Below are 21,060 nucleotides of genomic sequence, written 5' to 3' on the forward strand. Positions count from 1 at the left end.
CGTTAACATTTTTAAGAGGGAGGATGAAAGTGTGAAAGCTTTTATGGGTGATGATTTTTTACTGGGTAGTAAAACGGCCGTAAAGCTGTACCGGGAATACGCTGAAAACATGCCGATCATTGATTATCACTGTCACTTAAGCCCAAAAGAAATCTATGAAAATAAAACCTTCGCAACCATTACGGAGGCATGGCTTTACGGTGACCACTACAAGTGGCGGATCATGAGGGCCAACGGCATTGAAGAGCGCTGCGTTACCGGAAACGCTTCAGATGAAGAGAAGTTTTTCGCCTGGGCAAAAACGGTGCCGATGGCGATAGGCAATCCGCTGTACAGCTGGACGCATTTAGAGCTGCAGCGCTGGTTCGGCATTTATGACGTATTGAATGAAAAAACGGCTGCGGCAATTTGGAAAAAAACGAATGAGCTCCTGCAGGGAGACGGGTTTGGCGCAAGGGATCTCATTCTGAAATCAAATGTCAAAGTCATTTGCACAACCGACGATCCTGCCGATGCGCTGACATACCACGAACTGTTGAAAGAAAGTGATTTTCCGGTTCAAGTGCTGCCCGGATTTCGGCCTGACAAAGGACTGGACATCAGCAGCCCGGGTTTTGCCGATTGGGTCCGTTCGCTGGAGAGCGCTTCCGGAATGGCTGTCACCACCTACCAATCGTATTTAGATGCGTTAGAATCCCGCGTCCGCTTTTTTCACAATGCCGGGGGAAGAGTGTCGGATCATGCGTTAGATCAAATGGTTTATGCCGAGACGACTGAAGAGGAAGCGGCCCGGATTTTTGCAGCCGGATTAAGCGGAGAGCATGTGTCTTTTGAAGATGAAAAGAAATTCAAAACACGGACGCTGCAATATCTTTGCGGTCTTTACGCCGAACTGGACTGGGCGATGCAGTTCCATATTAACGCGTTAAGAAATACCAATACAAATAAGTTCAGCAGCCTCGGTCCTGATACGGGATATGACTCAATTAATGATGAGAGTATCGCAAAACCGCTTGCCCGGCTGTTAGATTCCGCCGAAAAAAAGCGGCAATTGCCTAAAACGATTTTGTATTCTTTGAATCCGAATGACAACTATATTATCGCCAGCATGATCAACAGCTTTCAGGATGGGAAAACACCGGGGAAAATTCAATTCGGCACAGCCTGGTGGTTCAATGACACGAAAGATGGAATGCTCCAGCAAATGAAAGCGTTATCAAACATGGGCCTGTTCAGCCGTTTTATCGGGATGCTGACGGATTCAAGAAGTTTCCTGTCCTATCCCCGCCATGAATACTTCAGGCGGCTTGTCTGCACGCTGATCGGCGGCTGGGCGGAACAAGGCGAAGCGCCTTACGATATGGAGCTTTTAGGAAAGATTGTCGAGGGGATTTGTTACCGGAATGCTGAGGAATATTTCCGCTTTTAAAAAATGGAATGAAAGAGGTGGCCTATGAGTAATGTGCCTGTCGTGACAGCACCTGCCGCAAAAGTGAAGGAGCATAAGCTGAGTCTGAAAGAAAAAGTATCCTATGGTTTTGGAGATTTTGGGAACGGATTTATGTTTGATCTCGGGCAGATCTATTTGCTGAAGTTTTTCACAGATGTCGCAGGCATTCCGGCAGCGTTCGCCGGCAGTATTTTTTTGGTCAGCAAGCTGTTTGCGGCTTTGACTGATCCGATTGTCGGCTCGGCCATTGACTACAGAAAAAAGATCGGACCCCGGGGAAAATTCAGGCCGTACTTATTATTCGGAAGTATTATTCTTGCGGTCATGACCGTATTGATTTTTGTGTCACCGGACGTGAGCGTCACCTGGAAGCTTGTGTACGCCTATGCTTCTTACATGCTGTGGGGGGTCGCTTATTCTTTCGTCAATATTCCGTACGGCTCCCTCGGCGCGGCCATTACACAGGATGCGGAGGACAGAACGGCGCTTTCCGCATTCCGCCAGATCGGCTCCCTCGGCGCGCTGCTCATTACAAGTGTCATCGTCATCCCGATTCTCGTTCATTTTGATAACGTTCACATCGGCTACCCGGCAGTCATGGGAATGATGGCCGTAATCGGAATCGCGGGATTTATGATCTGCTACCGAAACTGCAAAGAAAGAATTATCGTCCGTGAAGCGCCGAAAGAAAAGCTGTCCGTCATGTCGGTTTTCAAATGCTTTATCGGCAACAAACCGCTTCTGACCGTCGTTTGCATGACGATTTTCTCTATATCGGCATATAACATTAAATCCGCTATGCTTGTTTACTTCGCCCAATACAATCTCAACAATGCGGAGCTGATGTCCTACATGAGTTTTATCATCATCGGTTCTTCATTTTTAGGTGTGTTGTTTATGCCGAAACTCGTCAAACGTTTCGGAAAAAAGCAAACGGTGATGATCGGTTTTGCCGTCAGCGCCGCGGCTGATGCGCTGAATTTCTGTCTCCCGTCAAATGTATATATCTTTACGGCGTTAGCGAGCATTGCTTTTATCGGGATCAGCATACCAAACGGCATTACGTGGGCGCTTGTGTCGGACATTATTGATTACGGAGAGTGGAAGACGGGTGAACGGAAGGAAGCGACGACATATTCGCTTTTCAACTTCTCCAGAAAACTCGCCCAATCTTTATCAGGTTTTCTTTCAGGCATCGGGCTGAGCGTTATCGGCTATATCCCGAATGCATCTCAGACAAAAGGCACGCTGATCGGGATTAAAGGGCTACTGCTACTGTACCCGGCTTTCGCTTTAGCGTGCGCCATGCTGATTATCGGTTTAATGTATAAGCTGACGGACCGGCAGCATGCCGAGCTCGTTCAGGACTTACATCATGCAAAACCTCAACTTTAGTGATTTTATGGACTGTCCGTTAATGGTACAATAGAAATAAATGACAGCAACAGAAAGAAAGGAAAAACGATGGTAACCATAAAAGATATCGCAAAACTCGCCAACGTATCCCACACAACCGTATCCCGGGCACTTAACGGCAGCCCCTACATTAAAGAGCATACAAAACAGAAAATATTAGAGCTCGCTTCACAGCTGAATTACACACCGAATGTAAATGCAAAAAGCCTTGCCATGCAAAAGTCCCATACGATCGGACTGTTTTTTACAAGCATCACAAACGGAACCTCACACAGCTTTTTTTCCGATACCATCAAAGGTGTAAACCGCACAATCAGTGAGGAATACAATTTGTTCGTCCGCGCGATTGACGACCTGAAAAGCTTTGAAACCATTACGCCCATGAGATATGACGGAATCATTTTAATGAGCCAAAGCGACAGTGATAATTCATTTATTTATCATATTCGCGAGAAAAACATCCCGCTTGTCGTGCTGAACCGGGACATTGATGACCGGAGCATCACGAATATCCTGTCAAACGATAAAGAAGGCTCCAGACAGGCGGTCGACTGCCTGATCGCAAACGGACACAGAGATATCGCGATCATTGAGGGAAAGGAAGGATTCAGGTCAACTTTTCAGCGGAAAGAAGGCTATTTGACATCTTTAATTGATCATTCTATTCCGATTAAGCATGAATACAGTGTAAAAGGCCGCTATGATATGGAAAGCGGCAGTCAGGCGATGGAAAAACTCTTGGCGCTTCAATCACCGCCTACGGCTGTTTTTTGTTCAAACGATGATATGGCGATCGGGGCGATGAATGCCATTTTCGCCAAAGGCCTGAACGTTCCGGAAGATATATCTGTTATCGGGTTTGATGACATCGGCATTTCCCAATACATGACGCCGAGGCTTTCGACAGTAAAACGCCCGGTTGAAAACATCAGCATACTCGGTGCAGAGAAGATCTTGGCGCTAATCGCCGACCCGGATACGGCGGCGGAAAAAATATACGAAAACACCGAGGTGATGATAAGAGATTCAATTAAAAAACTCACATAACGGCCCGTCTGAATATCCGGGTTTTCGTACGATAAAATGTTAACGTGTGCATAAATACAGAAGGAGGCGGACTGCTTGCGGCAGCTGAATAAAAAGATGTGTGGTGAATACATTCAATATCCTGAAAAAGTCCTTCAGTTCGGCGAAGGTAACTTTTTGCGGGCCTTCGCAGACTGGCAGATCGATCAATTGAATCAATTGACGGATTTTAACGGAAGCGTTGTCGCCGTACAGCCAAGAGGCTCTGAGAAAATCAAACGTTTAAACGAGCAGGACGGTTTGTTTACGCTTTTTTTGCAGGGGATAAAGGACGGAAAACCGGCTGAAGAACACACGATCGTCAAATCCATCAGCCGCGGCATTGATCTTTTTTCTGACTATGATTCCTTTAAACGGCTGGCAGCACAAGAGGAGCTTCGTTTTATCATTTCCAATACGACAGAAGCGGGAATTACGTTTGAGAAAGGCGATCGGCTTGAGGATAGACCTCAAAAAACATTCCCCGGGAAATTAGCGGCGTTCCTTTATTTCCGCTATAAGGCATTTGCGGGTGACGCCGAGAAAGGGTGCATTGTGCTTCCATGTGAACTGGTCGAAGAAAACGGACGGAAACTGAAGGCTGCCGTGCTTCAATATGCCGGGCTGTGGGAGCTGGAGCCTGATTTTACTCAATGGATTCATGCCGCGAACATCTTCTGCAATACCCTCGTGGATCGGATTGTTCCCGGATTCCCTGTTGATACCGTAGAAGAACTTACCAATTTTCTCGGGTACGAAGACCGTCTGCTTGTGGTTGGTGAGCATTATTATTTGTGGGTGATAGAAGGGCCGGAACAGCTTCAGAATGAGCTTCCTTTTGCTGAGGCCGGGCTAAACGCACTGATCACGTCTGACCTTACGCCTTACAGGACAAAAAAGGTGAGAATCTTAAACGGCGCTCATACGGCATTGGCGCCAGTGGCTTTACTATACGGACTGCAAACCGTCCGGGAAGCGGCTGAGCACGAGGTGACGGGCAGGTTCATCGAAGAGCTGATCAATGAAGAAATCCTCCCTGTGCTGCAAATGGAGGGTGTCACCCAATACGCGGCAGATGTGTTACAGCGGTTTAAAAACCCTTATATCCAACATTATCTGCAAAGCATTACCCTTAACGGCGCCGCGAAATTCAAAACAAGAAACCTGCCGACGCTGAAGGCTTATATCGAACAGGAGGGCCGGCTACCTGAGAAGCTGGTATTTTCGTTCAGCGCCATGATCTATTCATACTGGAACGGACCGAACAAACCGGCTGACGGCGAGGAGGTTCTTAACCGTTTTCAAATGGCGCGGTCCCGTTGCAAAGATGATATGTTTCAAGCGGCATCTGCTATATTAGGAGAAGAGCGATTGTGGGGGAAGAATCTGAATCATCTTCCGGAGCTGACTGAACGAACGGCTTTTTTTCTGTCTGTCATTCATAAGCGGGGTATGAAGCATGCGTTACATGAATGTTGCGGCAAAAAGGGGGAAGTGAAATGAAAGAGGTCATAAAAATCCATAAAAACGATAACGTGCTTCTCGCCATGCGCCATTTTAACAAAGGGGAGCGGCTGCATACAGACGGACTGACGATTGAAGTGAAGGACCCTGTAAAGCGGGGGCATAAAATCGCGCTGCAAACCATTGAAGAAAACGGCAGCATCATTAAATACGGTTTTTCGATCGGGCGTGCAACAAGACGGATTTCGGCCGGCGAGCATATTCATACCCATAATCTGCAAACGAATTTATCCGATGTGCAAGAATACACGTATTCACCGCGCTTCGAGGACAATCCTTTTACAAATGAGAACCGGACATTTAAAGGCTACAGAAGAGAAAACGGTACATCCGGCGTCCGAAATGAACTGTGGATCGTACCTACAGTCGGCTGCGTAAACGGCGTCGCTGAGAAAATCCTGCAGCGTTTCGTAAAAGAGGCGAAAGACATTGCGCCCTTTGACAATGTGCTGGTTTTAAAGCACCAATACGGCTGCTCCCAGCTTGGCGATGATCATGAGAATACGAAACAAATGCTGATGAACGCCATCCGTCATCCAAATGCGGGCGGTGTGCTGGTTTTAGGGCTCGGCTGTGAAAATAATGAGCTGGCGGCGATTAGGGAAGCGCTTTCTGGAGTGGACGGAGATCGGGTGAAATTTCTCGAATCACAGGCTGTCACAGATGAAATTGAAGAGGGGACTGCGCTTCTTAAAGAGATACACCTTGCGGCAAAGGGAGATAAACGTGAGGAGATTCCGCTGTCAGAATTGAGCATCGGATTGAAATGCGGCGGGTCGGACGGTTTTTCCGGCATCACCGCAAACCCTTTATTAGGTAGATTTTCAGATTACTTGATTGCACAGGGAGGGAGCACAGTCTTAACGGAGGTGCCTGAGATGTTCGGCGCTGAGACGATTCTCATGCAGCGTGCGGCGAGCGAAGAAGTGTTTCATAAAACAGTCCGATTGATCAATGATTTCAAGCAATATTTTATGAAGCACGAGCAGCCGATTTATGAAAACCCGTCACCAGGGAATAAGGAAGGCGGCATTTCAACGCTCGAAGACAAGTCGCTCGGCTGCACCCAAAAAGCCGGTCTTGCACCGGTTTCTGATGTGCTGACATACGGTGAAACACTGAAAACAAAGGGATTGACACTGCTCAGTGCGCCCGGCAATGATTTAATCGCTTCTTCAGCGCTCGCCGCGGCGGGCTGTCACATCATTTTGTTTACAACCGGAAGAGGCACGCCGTTCGGCACATTTGTCCCGACTGTGAAAGTATCAACAAATACCGATTTATTTCAATCAAAGCCTCATTGGATTGATTACAACGCGGGCAGATTGGCGGAAGACCAAACAACAGAAGATCACATTGTAAGAGATTTTATTCAATACATTATTAAAGTTGCAAGCGGAGAATTCGTCAATAACGAAAAAAACGATTTTCGGGAGCTTGCAATTTTCAAGTCCGGTGTGACGTTATAAGGGAAAAGGCGATCTGACAACAGACCGCCTTTTTTATATTAATTTTATCCCGCTGATTAAAATAATCGCCGCCATCACAAACTGCAGCGGGCGCGGTGAGAATTTCGGCGAAAAGAAGCTGCCGAGAAGCACACCCGGCACAGAGCCGATCAACAGATTCAATACAAGCAGGTAATCGACGCTTCCGAAGCTTGCGTTTAACAGACCGGCAGCCGTTACGAGCAAAAAGGCATGTGCGATATCCGTTCCCACCACTTCTGCCGTTTTCATTCTGAACAGGTATAACATGGCGATCGCAAATAATGAGCCGGACCCAATAGATGTCAGACCGACGATGAAGCCGAAAATGACGCCGATCAGTATCATGAGTGTCCGCTTTTCTTCAAGCGTTTTTTGCTGCCAGCGGTTCGGCCGCAGTTTTTTATCGAAAAAAAGGCGGGCGATAATGGAAATGGCGACAAGGGTCAGCACGTAGCCGAGCGCCTGTTTGATAATCTGCTCCTGATGCTGGTGAAAAGCGGGAAACAAGTGAAGAACACCGATGGCGGCTGTTGCGCTGGGAATGCTCCCGAGCGCCAAATAGCCGACAAGTTTAAATTGAACGGTGCGCTGCTTCCAATGAGAAACGACACCGAACAGTTTGGTGATGGAGTTATATAAAAGGTCAGTGCCGACGGCGATTGAGGGGTTGATCCCCAAAACGATCAGTAAAGGAGTCAAAAGCGCCGCTCCTCCCACACCCGTCAATCCGACCAGCGTTCCGACAAAGAAACCCATAAACACAATGCTTACAGTCATCTGTGTGCCTCCTGAATAATCCTACTATTTTTATCAGATTATATATGATTAAGAGGCGGTAATCAATTAAATTTTCGGAAAATTTTATATAGAACAAAAAAATCCGCCTGCCTGCTGTTATGTCGCAGACCGGCGGATAGCCGGATTATGATTTTTGCTGATAAAACGGAAGTTCCGTGTGGCCCATTTCTCTGACATACACGAAAAGATTGCCTTTATGATGAATTTCATGCTCCATGGCAAGCTGAAGGAGAGCCGCGCCGGTTACTTTTCTGCCGAAAGAGGCGGTCAGGTCAATTTCGCGGTTCAGCTGCTCTTCAGTCAGCTGTGACAGGATGTCTGTCGTTTTTTCAGTGCATGCTTCCGCCAGTTTGATGAGGTCTGTTTCCGCTTCTTCTTTCGGTTTGTTCTGGATGGCTGATCCGTTTCCGTCGTTAATGACGTTTGCAAACATAAGAAAAGAATAAACGATGTGTTTTACAAGTTCCTGAGCGGACATTGATGTCTCTGCCGGTTTGTAGTCGTAATGCTCGCGGCTGATTTTTTCCGCCAGTTCAATCGTCACGTTTCGATGTGACAGAAAGTGGCTGACCAATTGATTTTGTGCTGTCATGTGAAAACCCCCATTTAATACAGAATAAAAGCTGCAAGGATATGCTATATCAACGGCACGGAAGAAACAAGCAATAAGCTTGTGACGGAGATAAATCGTTGCGGATATCCGAAATTCGACAATTGCGGTCTTTTTGCGTTCTTCTTTTTCTAGCAAATATGATAAAATATGACATATCTCGGTCATTCCAAAAGGGGGGATTTATTGAGGATGAAGCAGACTATTCCGTCCTCTTTTGTCGGGCTCAAAATTAATGAATGGTATACCCATATCCGGCAGTTTCACGTCCTTGAGGCGGAGCGCGTCAAACGTGAAGTAGAGAGAGAGATCGAGGATATGGAAGAAGATCAGGATCTGCTGCTGTATTATTCATTAATGGAATTCAGACACCGTGTCATGCTGGATTACATCAAGCCCTTAAAGGAGGACCCTTCTCAGCCTGAGTTTTCAGAATTATTGGAAGACATTGAAGGCAACCAGTATAAACTGACAGGACTGCTTGATTACTACTTTAATTTTTTTCGAGGAATGTACGAATTTAAACAGAAAATGTTCCTAAACGCTACGATGTATTACAAACGGGCTGAAAAAAACCTTGCACTCGTTTCTGATGACATCGAGAAAGCTGAGTTTGCTTTTAAAATGGCCGAGATATTTTACAACCTGAAACAAACCTACGTCTCCATGAGTTATGCCGTTCAAGCCCTTGAAACGTACCAATCGTATGAGACGTACAACGTCCGCAGAATCCAATGTGAATTCGTTATTGCAGGGAATTATGATGACATGCAGTATCCAGAAAGAGCATTGCCCCACTTAGAACTTGCTTTAGATCTTGCAAAACAAGAAGGCAATCCCCGTCTTATCAGTTCAGCCTTATATAATCTCGGAAACTGTTACGAAAAAATGGGAGACCTCTCTAAAGCAGCCGAATATTTTGAGACATCCGTTTCCATTTGCAGGTCAGAAAAGTTCGATAATCTTCCGCATTCTATTTACTCATTAACACAGGTTCTTTATAAACAGAACACTACAGCAGAAGCAGAGAAGCAATACCGCCTCGGGCTCAGTATCGCCCGCGAATACAATGATGAATTGTTTGTGAATCTGTTCCAATTTTTACATGCGTTATACGGCAAGGAAATGGATAACGCATCCGTCAGGCACACGTTTGATTTTCTGGAAGAACACATGCTGTATCCGTATGTGGAAGAATTGGCGCATGACGCTGCCAAATTTTACATGAAACACGGACAGCCTGAAAAAGCGCTCACGTTTTATGAAAAAATGGTGCACGCCCAAAAACAAATCCAGAGAGGAGATTGTCTATATGAAATCTAAACTGTTGTCAGGATTGCTGCTTGTTGCTGTCGGGTTCAGCTTTACACAGGTGATCGGCCATGAAAGCCATTTGGAAAACCAAGCGGACGGCACATTCCATATTGCCGCGCGCAACCAAACATAACATAAAGACCCTTCTTTGGAAGGGTCTTATTTTTTGCATGCGTATCCATTCCATTTTTATCTGAATACAGGGTCTATATGCTCAAGTTATCTGTCCTACGAATGCCACCTATTGATGAAAAAGGCATAAGGAGAGATGAAGAGTGGGGATTGAAGTGAAAAAACGGCTCGTATCGGCTGATAAATATGCGTTAAAATGTCCGAATCCGATGACGCCGGAGTATATTACCATTCATAACACGGCAAACGACGCATCCGCCGCTAATGAAATCAGCTATATGACGGGAAACAGCGAATCAACGAGCTATCATTTTGCGGTTGATGACAAAGAAGTGATCCAGGGAATTCCGTTGGACCGGAATGCCTGGCATTCGGGAGACGGCACGAACGGTACCGGAAACCGTAAGTCGATTGCTATAGAAATCTGTTACAGTAAGTCAGGCGGCGAACGGTACAGAGCCGCAGAAGAACTGGCGCTTGCGTTTGCGGCGCAGCTTTTGAAAGAACGGGGCTGGGGGATTGACAGAATCAGAAAGCATCAGGACTGGAACGGAAAGTACTGCCCGCACCGCATTTTGTCTGAAGGCCGCTGGGATGAAGTGAAGGCGAAGATTGAAAAGAAATTAAGCGGGAGTATGCCGGCGAAAAAAGCCTCTATTTCTTCTTCCGCGTCTGAATACCATGTGAAAAAAGGCGACACCTTATCGGAAATCGCCGCATCGCACGGTGTCAGCGTAAAATCGCTGCAAAGCATCAACCATATCACCGATCCGAATCACATTACAGTCGGACAAGTGATCAAGCTCGCTCAGACGGGTTCTTCTTCAAAAAGTCAGGCTGTGTCTTCCTATCCGCTTCCATCCGGTGTGATCAAAGTGACGAAACCGCTGACGAAAGGGACAAACGTAAAACAAGTGCAAAACGCTTTATCCGCTCTTTATTTTTATCCCGATAAAGGAGCAAAAAATCATGGGGCGGACGGCGTTTACGGCCCGAAAACGGCAAATGCTGTAAAGCGTTTTCAATCCGTCAGCGGATTAACGGCAGACGGAATTTACGGCCCGAAAACGAAGGCGAAAATAGAAGAAAAACTGTAATCAATAAAACGGAAGCTCCCCGGGCTTCCGTTTCTTCTTACATACAAACTGCGGCAAGGGCCTTTTGAATATCATAAATGCTTTCATCTTTTTTAAACTGCTTTGAGACAGCGGGAAGTTCCGCGCCTGAAATCCAAATTTTCAGCTCTGAATCAAGGTCAAAGCGGCCGGCGGTTTCTACGCTGAATCTGGAAATGCTCTTGTACGGAATGGATTGAATCTCCGTTTTCTTCCCCGTGAGTCCCTGTTTATCAACAAGAATAAGACGCTTATCCGTAAAGACAATGATATCTCGGACAAGCTTAAATGCGGCGTTGACATTCTCACCTTCCAGCAGAATACGGGCCAGTTCTGCTTTTGCTTCAGCCGTCGATATTGTCGACGCATTGCCCAGCAATCCATTGATGAACCCCATGATATATCCCCCCTGATAAGTATTCTATCAAATCATACTATAAAAAGGTTTCCATTCCCAGATGAGTAGAGTAAACTGATGCTGACTGGAAAAGGAGAGCATGTTACACATGAAAGATAGATATCACAATTTCGCAGCCCTTTCAGCTGCTGAATCAGAATACAGAATTATTTATGAAGAAAAAGAGGGAAGTAAGTTCATCGTCCTCGCTCCCCACGGCGGCAGGATTGAGCCGGGTGTCAGTGAGCTGGTGCGGGCATTTTCTGACCAAAGCTCAATTTACTTATTTGAAGGGACGAAGCGGTGCGATAACCGTTCTCTCCATTTGACAAGCACACGCTTTGACGAACCCCTGGCTTTAGAAAAAGTGACCGCCCATCATTACGCATTGGCTTTTCATGGGTATCATGATCTGAAAAAGGCAAATACACTCGTCGGGGGCGCGGATCTGGAAAAAGCAAGACTGATTTGTGATCTGCTGCGTGAAGCGGGGTTTGATGCCGAGCTGACAGAGAAGAATGATCGGCTGGCAGGTGTAAATCCCGGCAACATTGTCAATCGGACAAAAAGGAAAATGGGGCTGCAATTGGAAGTGAGCACGGCGCAGAGACACGCGCTGTTCAGCAATTTTGGCTGCCGGGGAGAAAAATATACGCCAACCGATCTGTTTTTTCGGTATGTAGAAGCCGTGAAGGCCGGTTTTTATGATAAATGAACAGGGGGGCCCGTTCTTACATTCACTGGAGCTATGCGGCGCAAGAAGTGCTTGGCGGGCAGCACGGTGAGAACAGCGTCATGATGCAAAAACCTTTCCTGCGGTTTAAAATGCTGACACTCTGCCGGCGGAGAATCGCTAATTTTCAATAAAATACGGCGTTTTTTCTTCAGCGGCATGCAAGTGTGTCTGTCCGCTTTCATAATACACATTCGGCCGCTTGTCGGATAACAGACAAGCGAGCCGCTTCTGAAATTGAATACCTGCTTTACGCCGTTCAAACAGCTCCAGCCTTTTTTCCGCAAATGATGCCGTCACCCGGAAAGCGGCTGCGATTAAAATGACGGCGTGGCTCCTTCGCTGGGGAAGCTCCATGTTTAACAGCATAAAGGTCGGCACACAGAAGTGGTACATAAAATGGTTGGCCTGAAATTCCTGCAGTTCCCTGAACAGCTTGTTCATATGAAAATGGTTGCCGGTATGCTTCAGCACATGGCACAGTTCGTGCGCAAAATCCTGCCATTGCTCTTCGGGTGACTTTTTTTGATTCAGGACGATGCTGTACATGCCGTCCCGCTTCAGCATCATACTGTGCGTATCTTCAAAATGAATCCAAATGTCAAGCTCCTTGGCAATCATCTGCATATCAATATGGAGAGGGGCGGTCATTCCCATGCGGCAATATAAGTTTTTGACGTATTCCTCAAGATGTGTTAAAAAATCGCCCAATTGAATACACCCTTTCGAACATATGTTCTTTTTTAAGCGAGAAAGAAAAGCCCTGATCGGACTTTGAATCAATTCCCTTTTCTTTTAAAAATAAACATTCAGCTTTTATATCGGCTGAACGTTAAGCAGTTTAAAGGAAAAGAGCGGATTATTTATGTTTCGGCCTGCGGTTTTTCTCTTTTTCTTTTAAATAATTAATGAATTCAATGGCCTGCTGCTTGCTTTCCGGGGAAAAGTCCTGCATGTCCCGATATGCGATCTGCAAGTCTGGATCGGCAAACATGTCTTCATCTGAAGGTTCTTTTCCGGTTAACAAATAATCAGTCGACACTTTGAAATAATCCGCAAGCTTTTGCAGCGTGTCGTAATCGGGTTCAGATCGGCCGTTTTCATAATGAGAATATCTGGCGCGCGAGACACCGATATGATTTGCGACTTCTTCCTGCGTTTTCTTTCCTCTGAGACTCTTTAATCTTCCGCCTATCATCCGAATGACCTCTCTTTTTTCAACACCCTAAGTTACTTATGATTATAGATACAAAATGTATCAAAATAAAGAGATGATAAAAAAAGTATCAAAAAGGTCTTGATGATACGAAATGTATCGTATATAATCAACATCATAAGGATACAAAGTGTATCAAATTACGATAAGAAATTGATCAGGAGGATGAGAGATGCAGCCGATAATCATCCGTTTCAGCAGCAATCCGGCTGATCAGAGATGTTTAGGAAAAGCAGGCGGTTCGATATCTTTTACCGCTTGCGGACTACCAGTATTCCGATTTGATAACCGATTGCAGTATGAACGCTATATAAGTCTGAAGACAAACGGAGACGTCCAATATGAGTCGTAAAAGCTACCCGTTTTTCATCTATTCCGGATTATTGAATTCAGAACATTATGACAAAATAGGGTCCGCCATATGGCTGTTTTTATGGTTCATCAGCTCAACGACAAAGGAACACGTAAAAGACGGCGTAAAGTGGGGGATCGTCCTCGGTCATAAGCCCTTAAAAGCAAAAGAAATGGCCGACGTATTTGCCGTCAGCGAAAAAACCGTCAGACGGTGGCTTGAGGTTTTGGAACAGCATGAATATATCAAAACCGTCCGCGCCCCTTACGGACTCATCGTCTCCGTAAAATACTCGAAAAGATTCACGCAGAAAAAGACATTGACCCGCCCGGAAGTAACAGACCGGACAATATCGGCGGATCACCGGGACAAAAATGTCCGGAGAGAAATAGATATAACAAAAAATCATACTGCTGAAGAAGCGATTAACGACATTGCCGCCCATTTTATCAGATTAAGGTCTGCACAGGAGGGGCGGAGCGTATACCCGTCGCCCCGGGATTATCAGGCCATCGCCCGTATTGTTTCTCTCGGTGCGTCAGCACAAGAAGCAATCAAATGGCTCGGCGAATGCTTTACAGCTTTTGAACAGCGGCGCACCTCTTCAGCTGAAACGATCAAGGCTTTCAGCTATTGTGCCAAGTATATGGAAGACCGCTTGAATGCACGAATTGCGGGAAGGACAATCACAACAAAAAAAGAGAGGAATACGATACATGACAAAACGAACGATCGAGCAGATACTGGCCGACCTGAAAAACGGAAAACGTCCATTACTGGCGGACAGACCGGAAGAATCAGACGAAAGCCGCTTTGACTGTCCGCTCTGTAAAGATCAGGGCGGTTATCTCAAAAACCAGCTTGGAATGGATGTGTGGGTTAAGTGCCGCTGTGCCGCCGAACGAAAAGCAGAGCGCATCCTCAGTGCAAGTGAGATTACAGATGCCTTTCGGGAGCTGGATTTCAAAGGATTTATCACGCGGGGCAAGCCTCAGGCAGTCGTCGACGCATATGAGTGCGCCCTTGAATATGTTGAAAACTTCGACAAGATTAAAAACTGCCGGAAAAACAGCATTGCCCTTTTAGGGCGTCCGGGGTCGGGAAAAACCCATCTTTTGACCGCTCTCAGCAATTATGTCATGAGACAGAAGCAGACACCGGTGCTGTATTTTCCTTTTGTGGAGGGCTTTACGGATTTAAAAAATGATTTTGATCTGCTTGATGCAAAGCTTGGCCGTATGAAACAGGCGGATGTGCTTTTTATTGACGATCTGTTCAAACCGCTGAACGGAAAACCCCGGGCGACCGATTGGCAGATTGAACAAATGTACGCCGTCGTGAATTACCGCTATTTAAATCATAAGCCGGTTCTTATCTCGAGCGAGCTGGCCTGTGACGGACTGGTGCAGGTTGATGAAGCCTTGGGCACAAGAATTTATGAGATGTGCAGCGATTATTTAGTCATCATTAATGGCAATTCATTTGACGTAAACCACAGATTAGAGGGGGCGAGATAATGTGTAAGCTGTGCGGGCCGAAGAAGGTCATTGTGACGGAAACGGGTTTCGGCGCTGTCTTTCACCCTTGCCCGAACTGCAAAACAGGCACTGATTTAACGCCGGTCATTAAACGTCTCGAGCGAATGGTTCAAGACGCAAAAGCGAGGCTTGATGCACGTGTATAAATATATCAAATGGCTTTTTTGCCTGCTGTTCAGGGCGAAACGGATAGAAAAGCAAATTGAAGCATGGCATGAGGCTGATGGAAAGTGAGGATAACCATTGCAAGAAAAACACAGCCCCGCTCCATGGCGGGCCGTACACAGCGGAGAAGAAAAACCCATTTACATTTATTCCGCTTACAGCGAAGCGGATAAAGAGAAGTTCCCTTATTCAAACGGAAGGCTCATCGCGGCCGTTTTCAACTTAAGTTCATACTCACAGCAGATCAACGCGGCATTGATGGCGAAAGCCCCGGAACTTTTTGAGGCGGCCGAAACGGCTCTCCGCCTGCTCCGGGGAGAAAGTTCTGGAGAAAAAGAAGCGTTCATAAATGAGCTCGGAAGCCTCATACATGAAGTAAACATCCTGAAAAAGACGGAGGACGTAAAACATGAATCCTAAAAAACTGACTGACATTGAACATACAACATTAAAAAGCCAGCTGGAAGAAGGCAAGGTTCGGGTGATTATTGTAGACGGACTGAAGAAGGAAGCATGGCTCGCCGAAGCGCCGGAGCACGGCAAAACGCTTGTCGAAACGCGAAAAGGAGATCTGGCCCGGATCGAATATGAAATCGGCTTTAAATTGAATTAAAAACAGAATACGTCCAAGACGGAAAGCCTGCGGACACTGATCAATCGCGTACATGCTGCGCATTGGTTGGTGTCCTTTTTTTGTTCCGAAAAAGAGGAGGATCTACATGGAAGACTTACTATTTGAATATAAACGCACGCTGAAAGAGACGAAAAAGTGGTACAAGCAGCTGGAGGAAGCCGATGAAACGATGCTTACTTCAGAAGAACTGAAAGATAAAAAAATCATCAGAACGATCATTACAGATGTGGAATATGTCATCGAATGGCTTGAAAAAGGCCGGCAGCCCGGCATAAGAAGAGCGATAGACCGCAGAGACGCTTATCAGAGAATGCTGATTAAAGATCCTAGAATCATAGAAACCTATTCGCAGGCGCTGATGTTTGAACCTTCCGCAAATGTGACTGAAGAAGACAGAATCAGACTGCGGGACGCATTAGCCGTTTTAACGGATAGAGAAAAAGAAATGCTGCTGCTCCACAAAGCGGAATGCTTTTCGTATGAACGGATCGCCGCCTTGCTGAACTTAAAGAAATCAACCGTACAGACGACGGTCAAACGGGCGCTTCTAAAAATTCAAAAACAGCAGGAACAAAGAAATCAATCGCCTGCTTCATAAGTTGTCATACGTTTGCCACCTAGAAGTGAACAGACGATCACAAAAAGCGGCCCGATTAGAAGCCGCTTTTTATTATAGACAATCATGTCGGAGGTGGCGGTGATGCCGTAGCATGAAAAACGCAAAAAGAGAACAGGCATTTACAATCTATCAGTCTCATAAAGGCCGCATCACAAATCGCGCCCTTGCCGGCAAATCAGGCGTATCCGCAAGAACGATCGGCAGATGGAAAAAAGAAGGGCGCTGGGACGAGGCGCTCCATAAGAACGCGGAAAGCGGCGGAAAAAACACCCCGGGCGAAGGTGATGAGTTAAACGAACGCCAGCGGCTGTTTTGTCTTTATTATGTGAAAAGCTTTAACGCCACCCAATCTGCGATAAAAGCCGGGTATTCACCGGAAAGCGCGCATGTGACGGGAAGCAGGCTGTTAAAAAACGAAAAAGTCGCCAAAGAAATCAGCCGCATGAAAAAGGAAATGGTCAATAAAGTGTTTGTCGAAGCGATGGACGTTCTTCAAGTCTATGTGAAAATCGCTTTCGCCGATATTACCGATTATGTAACCTTCGGAAAAAAAGAGGTTCAGGCCTTCGGAAAATCAGGGCCGCTCTTTGACGAAAATGATAATCCGATTATGCAGGAAATCAGCTACGTTGACGTTAAAGATTCGCACCTTCTGGACGGAACCATCGTCACAGAAGCAAAACTCGGAAAAGAGGGCATTGCAATCAAGCTTGCCGACAAGATGAAGGCTCTTGAAAAGCTGTCCTTGTACTTTGACCTTTTCCCCGATCAATTTAAACAAAAAATCGAAAATGAAAAATTAAAGCTGGCACAGCAGAAGATGGAAAAAACAGAAGACAGCCAAAAGCCGATTGACATTGTCATTACGCGGAAAGAGGAATGGTCATGATTGAAAAAGCGGTCAACCCGCGCTTTGAAGATTATTTGTTCAATTGGAATGAAACGTACCAATTTCTCGTCGGAGGCTACGGCTCGTCAAAAAGCTATCATACCGCGCTGAAAATCATCCTGAAGCTGCTTCGTGAAAAGCGGACGGCGCTTGTCGTGCGGGAAGTTTTCGATACGCACAGAGATTCTACTTTTGCCTTATTTGAAGATATTATCGGGGAGCTTGAGCTGGGACATGCCGTAAAGGCCGTGTCTTCGCCGATGCAGCTGAGATTTTCAAACGGAAGCCGGATTATGTTTAAAGGGATGGACAACCCGGCCAAATTGAAATCCATTCATCATATTTCACTGATTTGGATTGAAGAATGCTCAGAAGTGAAGTATGAAGGCTTTAAGGAGCTGATCGGCCGTCTGCGCCATCCCGAGCTTTCGCTTCATATGATATGCACCACAAATCCCGTCGGCACCTCCAATTGGACGTACCGGCATTTTTTCCGTGATGACCAAAAAAAACGGTTCGTATTGGATGATCAGACGCTGTATGAAAAAGGCACCGTCGTTAAGGGAGATACGTATTACCACCATTCCACAGCGTGCGATAATCTGTTTTTGCCGAAAAGCTATATTAAGCAGCTGGACAGCTTACGGCATTACGATCCCGATTTATACCGGATCGCCCGCAAAGGACAGTTCGGCGTCAATGGCATCCGCGTGTTTCCTCAGTTTCAGGTCATGGAGCACAACGAAGTAACGGAGCGGATTGCTTCCATCAGGCGCCCCCTGTTTCGGACGGGCATGGATTTCGGTTTTGAAGAGTCATACAATGCGGTCATCCGGCTTGCCGTCGATCCGGATCAAAAAGAGCTTTATATTTTCTGGGAGTATTACAAAAACAAAATGACCGATGATCAGACAGCTGAGGAGCTTCAGGAATTGGCGGATCAAAAAGAGCTGATCAAAGCGGATTCGGCTGAGCCGAAAAGCATCCAATATTTCCGCAGGCAGGGCTTTTGCATGGTTGCGGCCAAAAAGTTTCCGGGCTCAAGACTTCAGTATACAAAAAAGCTGAAACGGTTCAAATATATCTATTGCTCAGACAGCTGTCAACATACGATCCGCGAATTGCAGAACTTAACGTACGCAAAAAACAAAAACGGCGTTCTGTCGGAAGATGAGTTTTCAATTGATCCCCACACACTTTCAGCCATTTGGTATGCGCTGGATGACTATGACGCGGCGGATTTGAAAGATGCATCAAAAAAACGGAGACGTCCGAATCGGGAAAGGAGGAGGTAGGCGTTGCCGAACTATCAAAACGTTAGAGCCACCGTCTTTAAATCAAAAATGGCCGCGCCGCAGGCAAGGCAGATGAACGAAGATCAATTTGCCGATCTGTACGGCGAAGACATCATTTCACCGCCCTATAATCTCATTGAACTGAAAACAATCGCCGAATATTCGACGATTCTTCAGCAGTGCATTGACGCGTATCGGGTCAATATTACGGGTTTTGGGTTCGATGTGGAATATACCTTTGATGTAAATAGCCCAGATTGCTCCCCTGCAAAAAAGACCCGGGCCGAAAAAAACTGGATGAAGCTGGAGAGCTTTTACAAATGTCTTCATTTTGATGAATCGGCCGAGACGATCCTCGGATATGCGATAGAAGACCGTGAAAAAACGGGCAACGGTTTTCTCGAAGTGCTTCGGGACGGGGCGGGAAAACCGGCGGGGATTGAATATCTGGATGTGAAACATATGCGCGTCTGCGGTGTGACTGATCCCGTTGAAGTCACATTTTCACATGAAGAAAACGGCGCATCCAAAACGATTAAAAGGCAAAAACGGTTCCGTAAATATGTTCAGATGCTGAACGGTCGGAAAGTGTTTTTTAAGGAATACGGCGATCCCCGCATGATGGACATGAGAAACGGCGAATACGTAAAGACCCTGTCTGAAGAATACCGGGCAAATGAAGCCATTCACTTAAAAATCGGCAGCGGCACTTACGGAATTCCGCGCTGGGTCGGCAATATCGTCAATCTGTACGGCGCCCGGAAAGCGGAAGAACTGAATTTTATGTATTTCAAGCAGGGCCGTCACGTGCCGGCCGCTATTACGGTTGAAAACGGCATGCTGTCAGAAACCTCGTACAAAGAGCTCCAGGATTATATGAATGACCTGGAAGGGGTGGAAAACGCCCACAAGTTTCTGCTGATTGAGGCGGAAGGTATTGCGAAGGAAAAAGACCTTCACGGAGGCGAAGACATTACGCCCGTGTCTGTGGAAATTAAATCACTTGCGGAAATTCTGCAGGATGATGCGCTGTTTCTTGAATATGACGACAAAAGCAGAAATAAACTCCGTTCCGCTTTCCGTCTCCCGCCGCTTTATACGGGCGAGGCGCAGGAATACAACAAAGCCACCGCCGATACGGCACGGAAAATAACGGAGGAGCAGGTGTTTCAGCCGGAGCGGAAAACGCTGATTAATAAGCTCAACACGTTATTTTTGCCAGAATTGGGTCTCCACGATGTACAGCTCACATTAAAAGGGCCTGATTTTCGCGATCCGCTTGAAATTGCGAAGGTGCTTACGCCATTTATTTCCGCCGGCGCGGTCTCTCCTAATGACCTCCGTGATCTGGCCGGAAGAGTGCTCGGCAAGACGCTTGAGGAATGGCCTGAAGAGTACTACAGCCGGCCGGTGCTGAAAGGGAAAAAGGAGCAATCATGAAAGGGGGTGAAAACATCTCGTGCCGAGAGAATTGAGAAATGCCGTCATCAGTTTTGTGAGCTATGTCGATAAGGCGGCGAACCAAACGGAATTCTTTTTTACAAAATCAGCCGGAGGCCTTCCGTCATTTGAAAAAAAGGTGCAGGTGTTTACAAAAAGCGAATCGGATGAGCAGAAGCTTGTTTACGGCATCGTTTACGAGCCGGATGTCCCGGATGCCCATGGCGATTATATGACGGCTGAAGAAATTGAAAAGGCCGCTCACGGTTTTTTGGCGGACGCCCGCAACATCGATACAAATCATAATTTTGAAGGCGGGACCGGCGAGGTGGTGGAGTCGTACGTCGCTCCGGATGACTTTGAAATCGGGAATGCTGTGATCCGGAAAGGATCTTGGGTGCTTGTCACCAAAGCTTCCGATGAAGTATGGGATCAGATTAAAGCCGGTATCATTACGGGCTACAGCATGGCGGGAACCGCTGACGTTTACGAAGAGCCGGCAGAAAAGCAAGCCGGCTTATTCGGCGCGGTCAAGCAATTTCTCGACCGTGACCGCAAATCAAGAAACCGCAAGGGAGAGGACTTGAACAAGATGAGAAAAGAAGACGTAAGAGAATCGATTGAACACGCGCTGCACCCGCTTTTAAAGCGGCTTGACAGCTTGGACCAAAACACGGAAGACAAAGACGGGGCGGCTGTGCCGTCTGATGAAGAAAAGCTGAAAACGCTTGTCGAGGACATGCTCGCGCCGATTATTAAACGCATTGAAGCGCTTGAAAAAGTAAGAGGCGCATCAAAGCAGCCGGAAGAAGAGACGGGCGGCCAAGAGCCTGTTAAAAAATCCATTTGGAGCGGACTGCTTTAAGCC

25 protein-coding genes are annotated in these 21,060 nt (G+C 46.5%); 20 read left to right on the forward strand and 5 right to left on the reverse strand.

Features of this window, described 5'->3' with window-relative positions; genetic code table 11:
* Positions 1-31 precede the first annotated feature (31 nt).
* The 5 genes from uxaC (at position 32) to MY7_RS05120 (ending at position 6,924) form a co-directional block, all read left to right on the forward strand.
* The gene (gene uxaC, locus MY7_RS05100; RefSeq protein WP_029325860.1) at positions 32-1,429 is read left to right on the forward strand and encodes a glucuronate isomerase; all 1,398 of its coding nucleotides are present in this window, start codon (positions 32-34) and stop codon (positions 1,427-1,429) included.
* 24 nt (positions 1,430-1,453) lie between these two features.
* Complete coding sequence (locus tag MY7_RS05105) at positions 1,454-2,845, forward strand: MFS transporter (RefSeq protein ID WP_007610758.1); 1,392 nt, start codon at positions 1,454-1,456, stop codon at positions 2,843-2,845.
* Positions 2,846-2,914: 69 nt separating this feature from the next.
* The gene (locus MY7_RS05110) at positions 2,915-3,913 is read left to right on the forward strand and encodes a LacI family DNA-binding transcriptional regulator (protein WP_007610759.1); all 999 of its coding nucleotides are present in this window, start codon (positions 2,915-2,917) and stop codon (positions 3,911-3,913) included.
* Positions 3,914-3,988: 75 nt separating this feature from the next.
* Complete coding sequence (locus tag MY7_RS05115; RefSeq protein WP_007610761.1) at positions 3,989-5,434, forward strand: tagaturonate reductase; 1,446 nt, start codon at positions 3,989-3,991, stop codon at positions 5,432-5,434.
* Positions 5,431-6,924 (forward strand): UxaA family hydrolase, encoded by a 1,494-nt coding sequence (locus tag MY7_RS05120; RefSeq protein WP_029325861.1) that lies wholly within the window; start codon positions 5,431-5,433, stop codon positions 6,922-6,924. Before MY7_RS05115 ends, MY7_RS05120 begins: the two co-directional genes overlap by 4 nt.
* A gap of 33 nt (positions 6,925-6,957) precedes the next feature.
* Here the strand turns inward: MY7_RS05120 and MY7_RS05125 are convergent, their stop codons facing one another.
* Both MY7_RS05125 and MY7_RS05130 read right to left on the reverse strand, forming a co-directional pair.
* Complete coding sequence (locus tag MY7_RS05125; protein ID WP_007610763.1) at positions 6,958-7,722, reverse strand: sulfite exporter TauE/SafE family protein; 765 nt, start codon at positions 7,720-7,722, stop codon at positions 6,958-6,960.
* A gap of 145 nt (positions 7,723-7,867) precedes the next feature.
* Positions 7,868-8,335 carry a DinB family protein gene (locus MY7_RS05130; RefSeq protein ID WP_029325862.1) on the reverse strand — a complete coding sequence of 156 codons (468 nt, stop codon included), beginning with the start codon at positions 8,333-8,335 and terminating at the stop codon, positions 7,868-7,870.
* A gap of 204 nt (positions 8,336-8,539) precedes the next feature.
* Between MY7_RS05130 and MY7_RS05135 the strand changes: the two genes are divergently transcribed.
* From MY7_RS05135 to MY7_RS05145, 3 genes are all read left to right on the forward strand, one after another.
* A complete protein-coding gene (locus MY7_RS05135) occupies positions 8,540-9,676 on the forward strand; it encodes a Rap family tetratricopeptide repeat protein (RefSeq protein ID WP_139325664.1) in 1,137 nt (378 codons plus the stop codon).
* A complete protein-coding gene (locus tag MY7_RS19505; RefSeq protein WP_003154881.1) occupies positions 9,666-9,800 on the forward strand; it encodes a PhrA family phosphatase inhibitor in 135 nt (44 codons plus the stop codon). The genes MY7_RS05135 and MY7_RS19505 overlap by 11 nt, the downstream gene beginning before the upstream one ends.
* A 142-nt stretch (positions 9,801-9,942) precedes the next feature.
* Positions 9,943-10,896, forward strand: a complete 954-nt coding sequence (locus MY7_RS05145) for an N-acetylmuramoyl-L-alanine amidase (RefSeq protein WP_007610769.1) — start codon at positions 9,943-9,945, stop codon at positions 10,894-10,896.
* 37 nt (positions 10,897-10,933) lie between these two features.
* On the opposite strand, the gene MY7_RS05150 is transcribed toward MY7_RS05145, so the two are convergent.
* Positions 10,934-11,311: a PH domain-containing protein gene (locus tag MY7_RS05150; RefSeq protein WP_007610770.1), complete on the reverse strand. Its 378-nt coding sequence runs from the start codon at positions 11,309-11,311 to the stop codon at positions 10,934-10,936.
* A gap of 109 nt (positions 11,312-11,420) precedes the next feature.
* Here MY7_RS05150 and MY7_RS05155 point away from each other — a divergent pair, with 109 nt between their 5' ends.
* Positions 11,421-12,026: a poly-gamma-glutamate hydrolase family protein gene (locus MY7_RS05155; protein WP_029325863.1), complete on the forward strand. Its 606-nt coding sequence runs from the start codon at positions 11,421-11,423 to the stop codon at positions 12,024-12,026.
* Between the two features lie 138 nt (positions 12,027-12,164).
* On the opposite strand, the gene MY7_RS05160 is transcribed toward MY7_RS05155, so the two are convergent.
* The gene (locus MY7_RS05160) at positions 12,165-12,755 is read right to left on the reverse strand and encodes an ImmA/IrrE family metallo-endopeptidase (RefSeq protein ID WP_007610775.1); all 591 of its coding nucleotides are present in this window, start codon (positions 12,753-12,755) and stop codon (positions 12,165-12,167) included.
* Positions 12,756-12,903: 148 nt separating this feature from the next.
* Complete coding sequence (gene xre, locus MY7_RS05165; RefSeq protein ID WP_003154871.1) at positions 12,904-13,242, reverse strand: HTH-type transcriptional regulator Xre; 339 nt, start codon at positions 13,240-13,242, stop codon at positions 12,904-12,906.
* A gap of 190 nt (positions 13,243-13,432) precedes the next feature.
* Here xre and MY7_RS05170 point away from each other — a divergent pair, with 190 nt between their 5' ends.
* From MY7_RS05170 to MY7_RS05215, 11 genes are all read left to right on the forward strand, one after another.
* A complete protein-coding gene (locus tag MY7_RS05170) occupies positions 13,433-13,612 on the forward strand; it encodes a hypothetical protein (RefSeq protein WP_029325864.1) in 180 nt (59 codons plus the stop codon).
* Entirely contained in the window at positions 13,602-14,429 is an 828-nt protein-coding gene (locus tag MY7_RS05175; protein ID WP_007610778.1) for a hypothetical protein, read from the forward strand. Before MY7_RS05170 ends, MY7_RS05175 begins: the two co-directional genes overlap by 11 nt.
* A complete protein-coding gene (locus MY7_RS05180; RefSeq protein ID WP_032864616.1) occupies positions 14,329-15,129 on the forward strand; it encodes an ATP-binding protein in 801 nt (266 codons plus the stop codon). The genes MY7_RS05175 and MY7_RS05180 overlap by 101 nt, the downstream gene beginning before the upstream one ends.
* Positions 15,129-15,296, forward strand: coding sequence for a hypothetical protein (locus tag MY7_RS19730; RefSeq protein WP_003154863.1), 168 nt, complete (start codon positions 15,129-15,131; stop codon positions 15,294-15,296). The genes MY7_RS05180 and MY7_RS19730 overlap by 1 nt, the downstream gene beginning before the upstream one ends.
* Positions 15,297-15,393: 97 nt before the next feature.
* Entirely contained in the window at positions 15,394-15,735 is a 342-nt protein-coding gene (locus tag MY7_RS05185) for a hypothetical protein (protein ID WP_007610780.1), read from the forward strand.
* Complete coding sequence (locus tag MY7_RS05190) at positions 15,725-15,928, forward strand: XtrA/YqaO family protein (protein ID WP_007610788.1); 204 nt, start codon at positions 15,725-15,727, stop codon at positions 15,926-15,928. Before MY7_RS05185 ends, MY7_RS05190 begins: the two co-directional genes overlap by 11 nt.
* A gap of 106 nt (positions 15,929-16,034) precedes the next feature.
* Positions 16,035-16,547 carry a sigma factor-like helix-turn-helix DNA-binding protein gene (locus MY7_RS05195; RefSeq protein ID WP_029325865.1) on the forward strand — a complete coding sequence of 171 codons (513 nt, stop codon included), beginning with the start codon at positions 16,035-16,037 and terminating at the stop codon, positions 16,545-16,547.
* Positions 16,548-16,659: 112 nt separating this feature from the next.
* Positions 16,660-17,457 carry a terminase small subunit gene (locus MY7_RS05200; RefSeq protein ID WP_007610797.1) on the forward strand — a complete coding sequence of 266 codons (798 nt, stop codon included), beginning with the start codon at positions 16,660-16,662 and terminating at the stop codon, positions 17,455-17,457.
* Entirely contained in the window at positions 17,454-18,752 is a 1,299-nt protein-coding gene (locus MY7_RS05205; protein ID WP_029325866.1) for a PBSX family phage terminase large subunit, read from the forward strand. Before MY7_RS05200 ends, MY7_RS05205 begins: the two co-directional genes overlap by 4 nt.
* Before the next feature lie 48 nt (positions 18,753-18,800).
* On the forward strand, positions 18,801-20,192 hold the full coding sequence (locus MY7_RS05210; RefSeq protein WP_139325668.1) for a phage portal protein: 1,392 nt from the start codon (positions 18,801-18,803) through the stop codon (positions 20,190-20,192).
* Between the two features lie 19 nt (positions 20,193-20,211).
* Positions 20,212-21,057 carry an XkdF-like putative serine protease domain-containing protein gene (locus tag MY7_RS05215; RefSeq protein WP_007610804.1) on the forward strand — a complete coding sequence of 282 codons (846 nt, stop codon included), beginning with the start codon at positions 20,212-20,214 and terminating at the stop codon, positions 21,055-21,057.
* Positions 21,058-21,060: the final 3 nt, after the last annotated feature.

Origin of the sequence: Bacillus sp. 5B6 (assembly GCF_000259405.1) — a bacterium.
Taxonomy (GTDB): Bacteria; Bacillota; Bacilli; order Bacillales; family Bacillaceae; genus Bacillus; species Bacillus velezensis.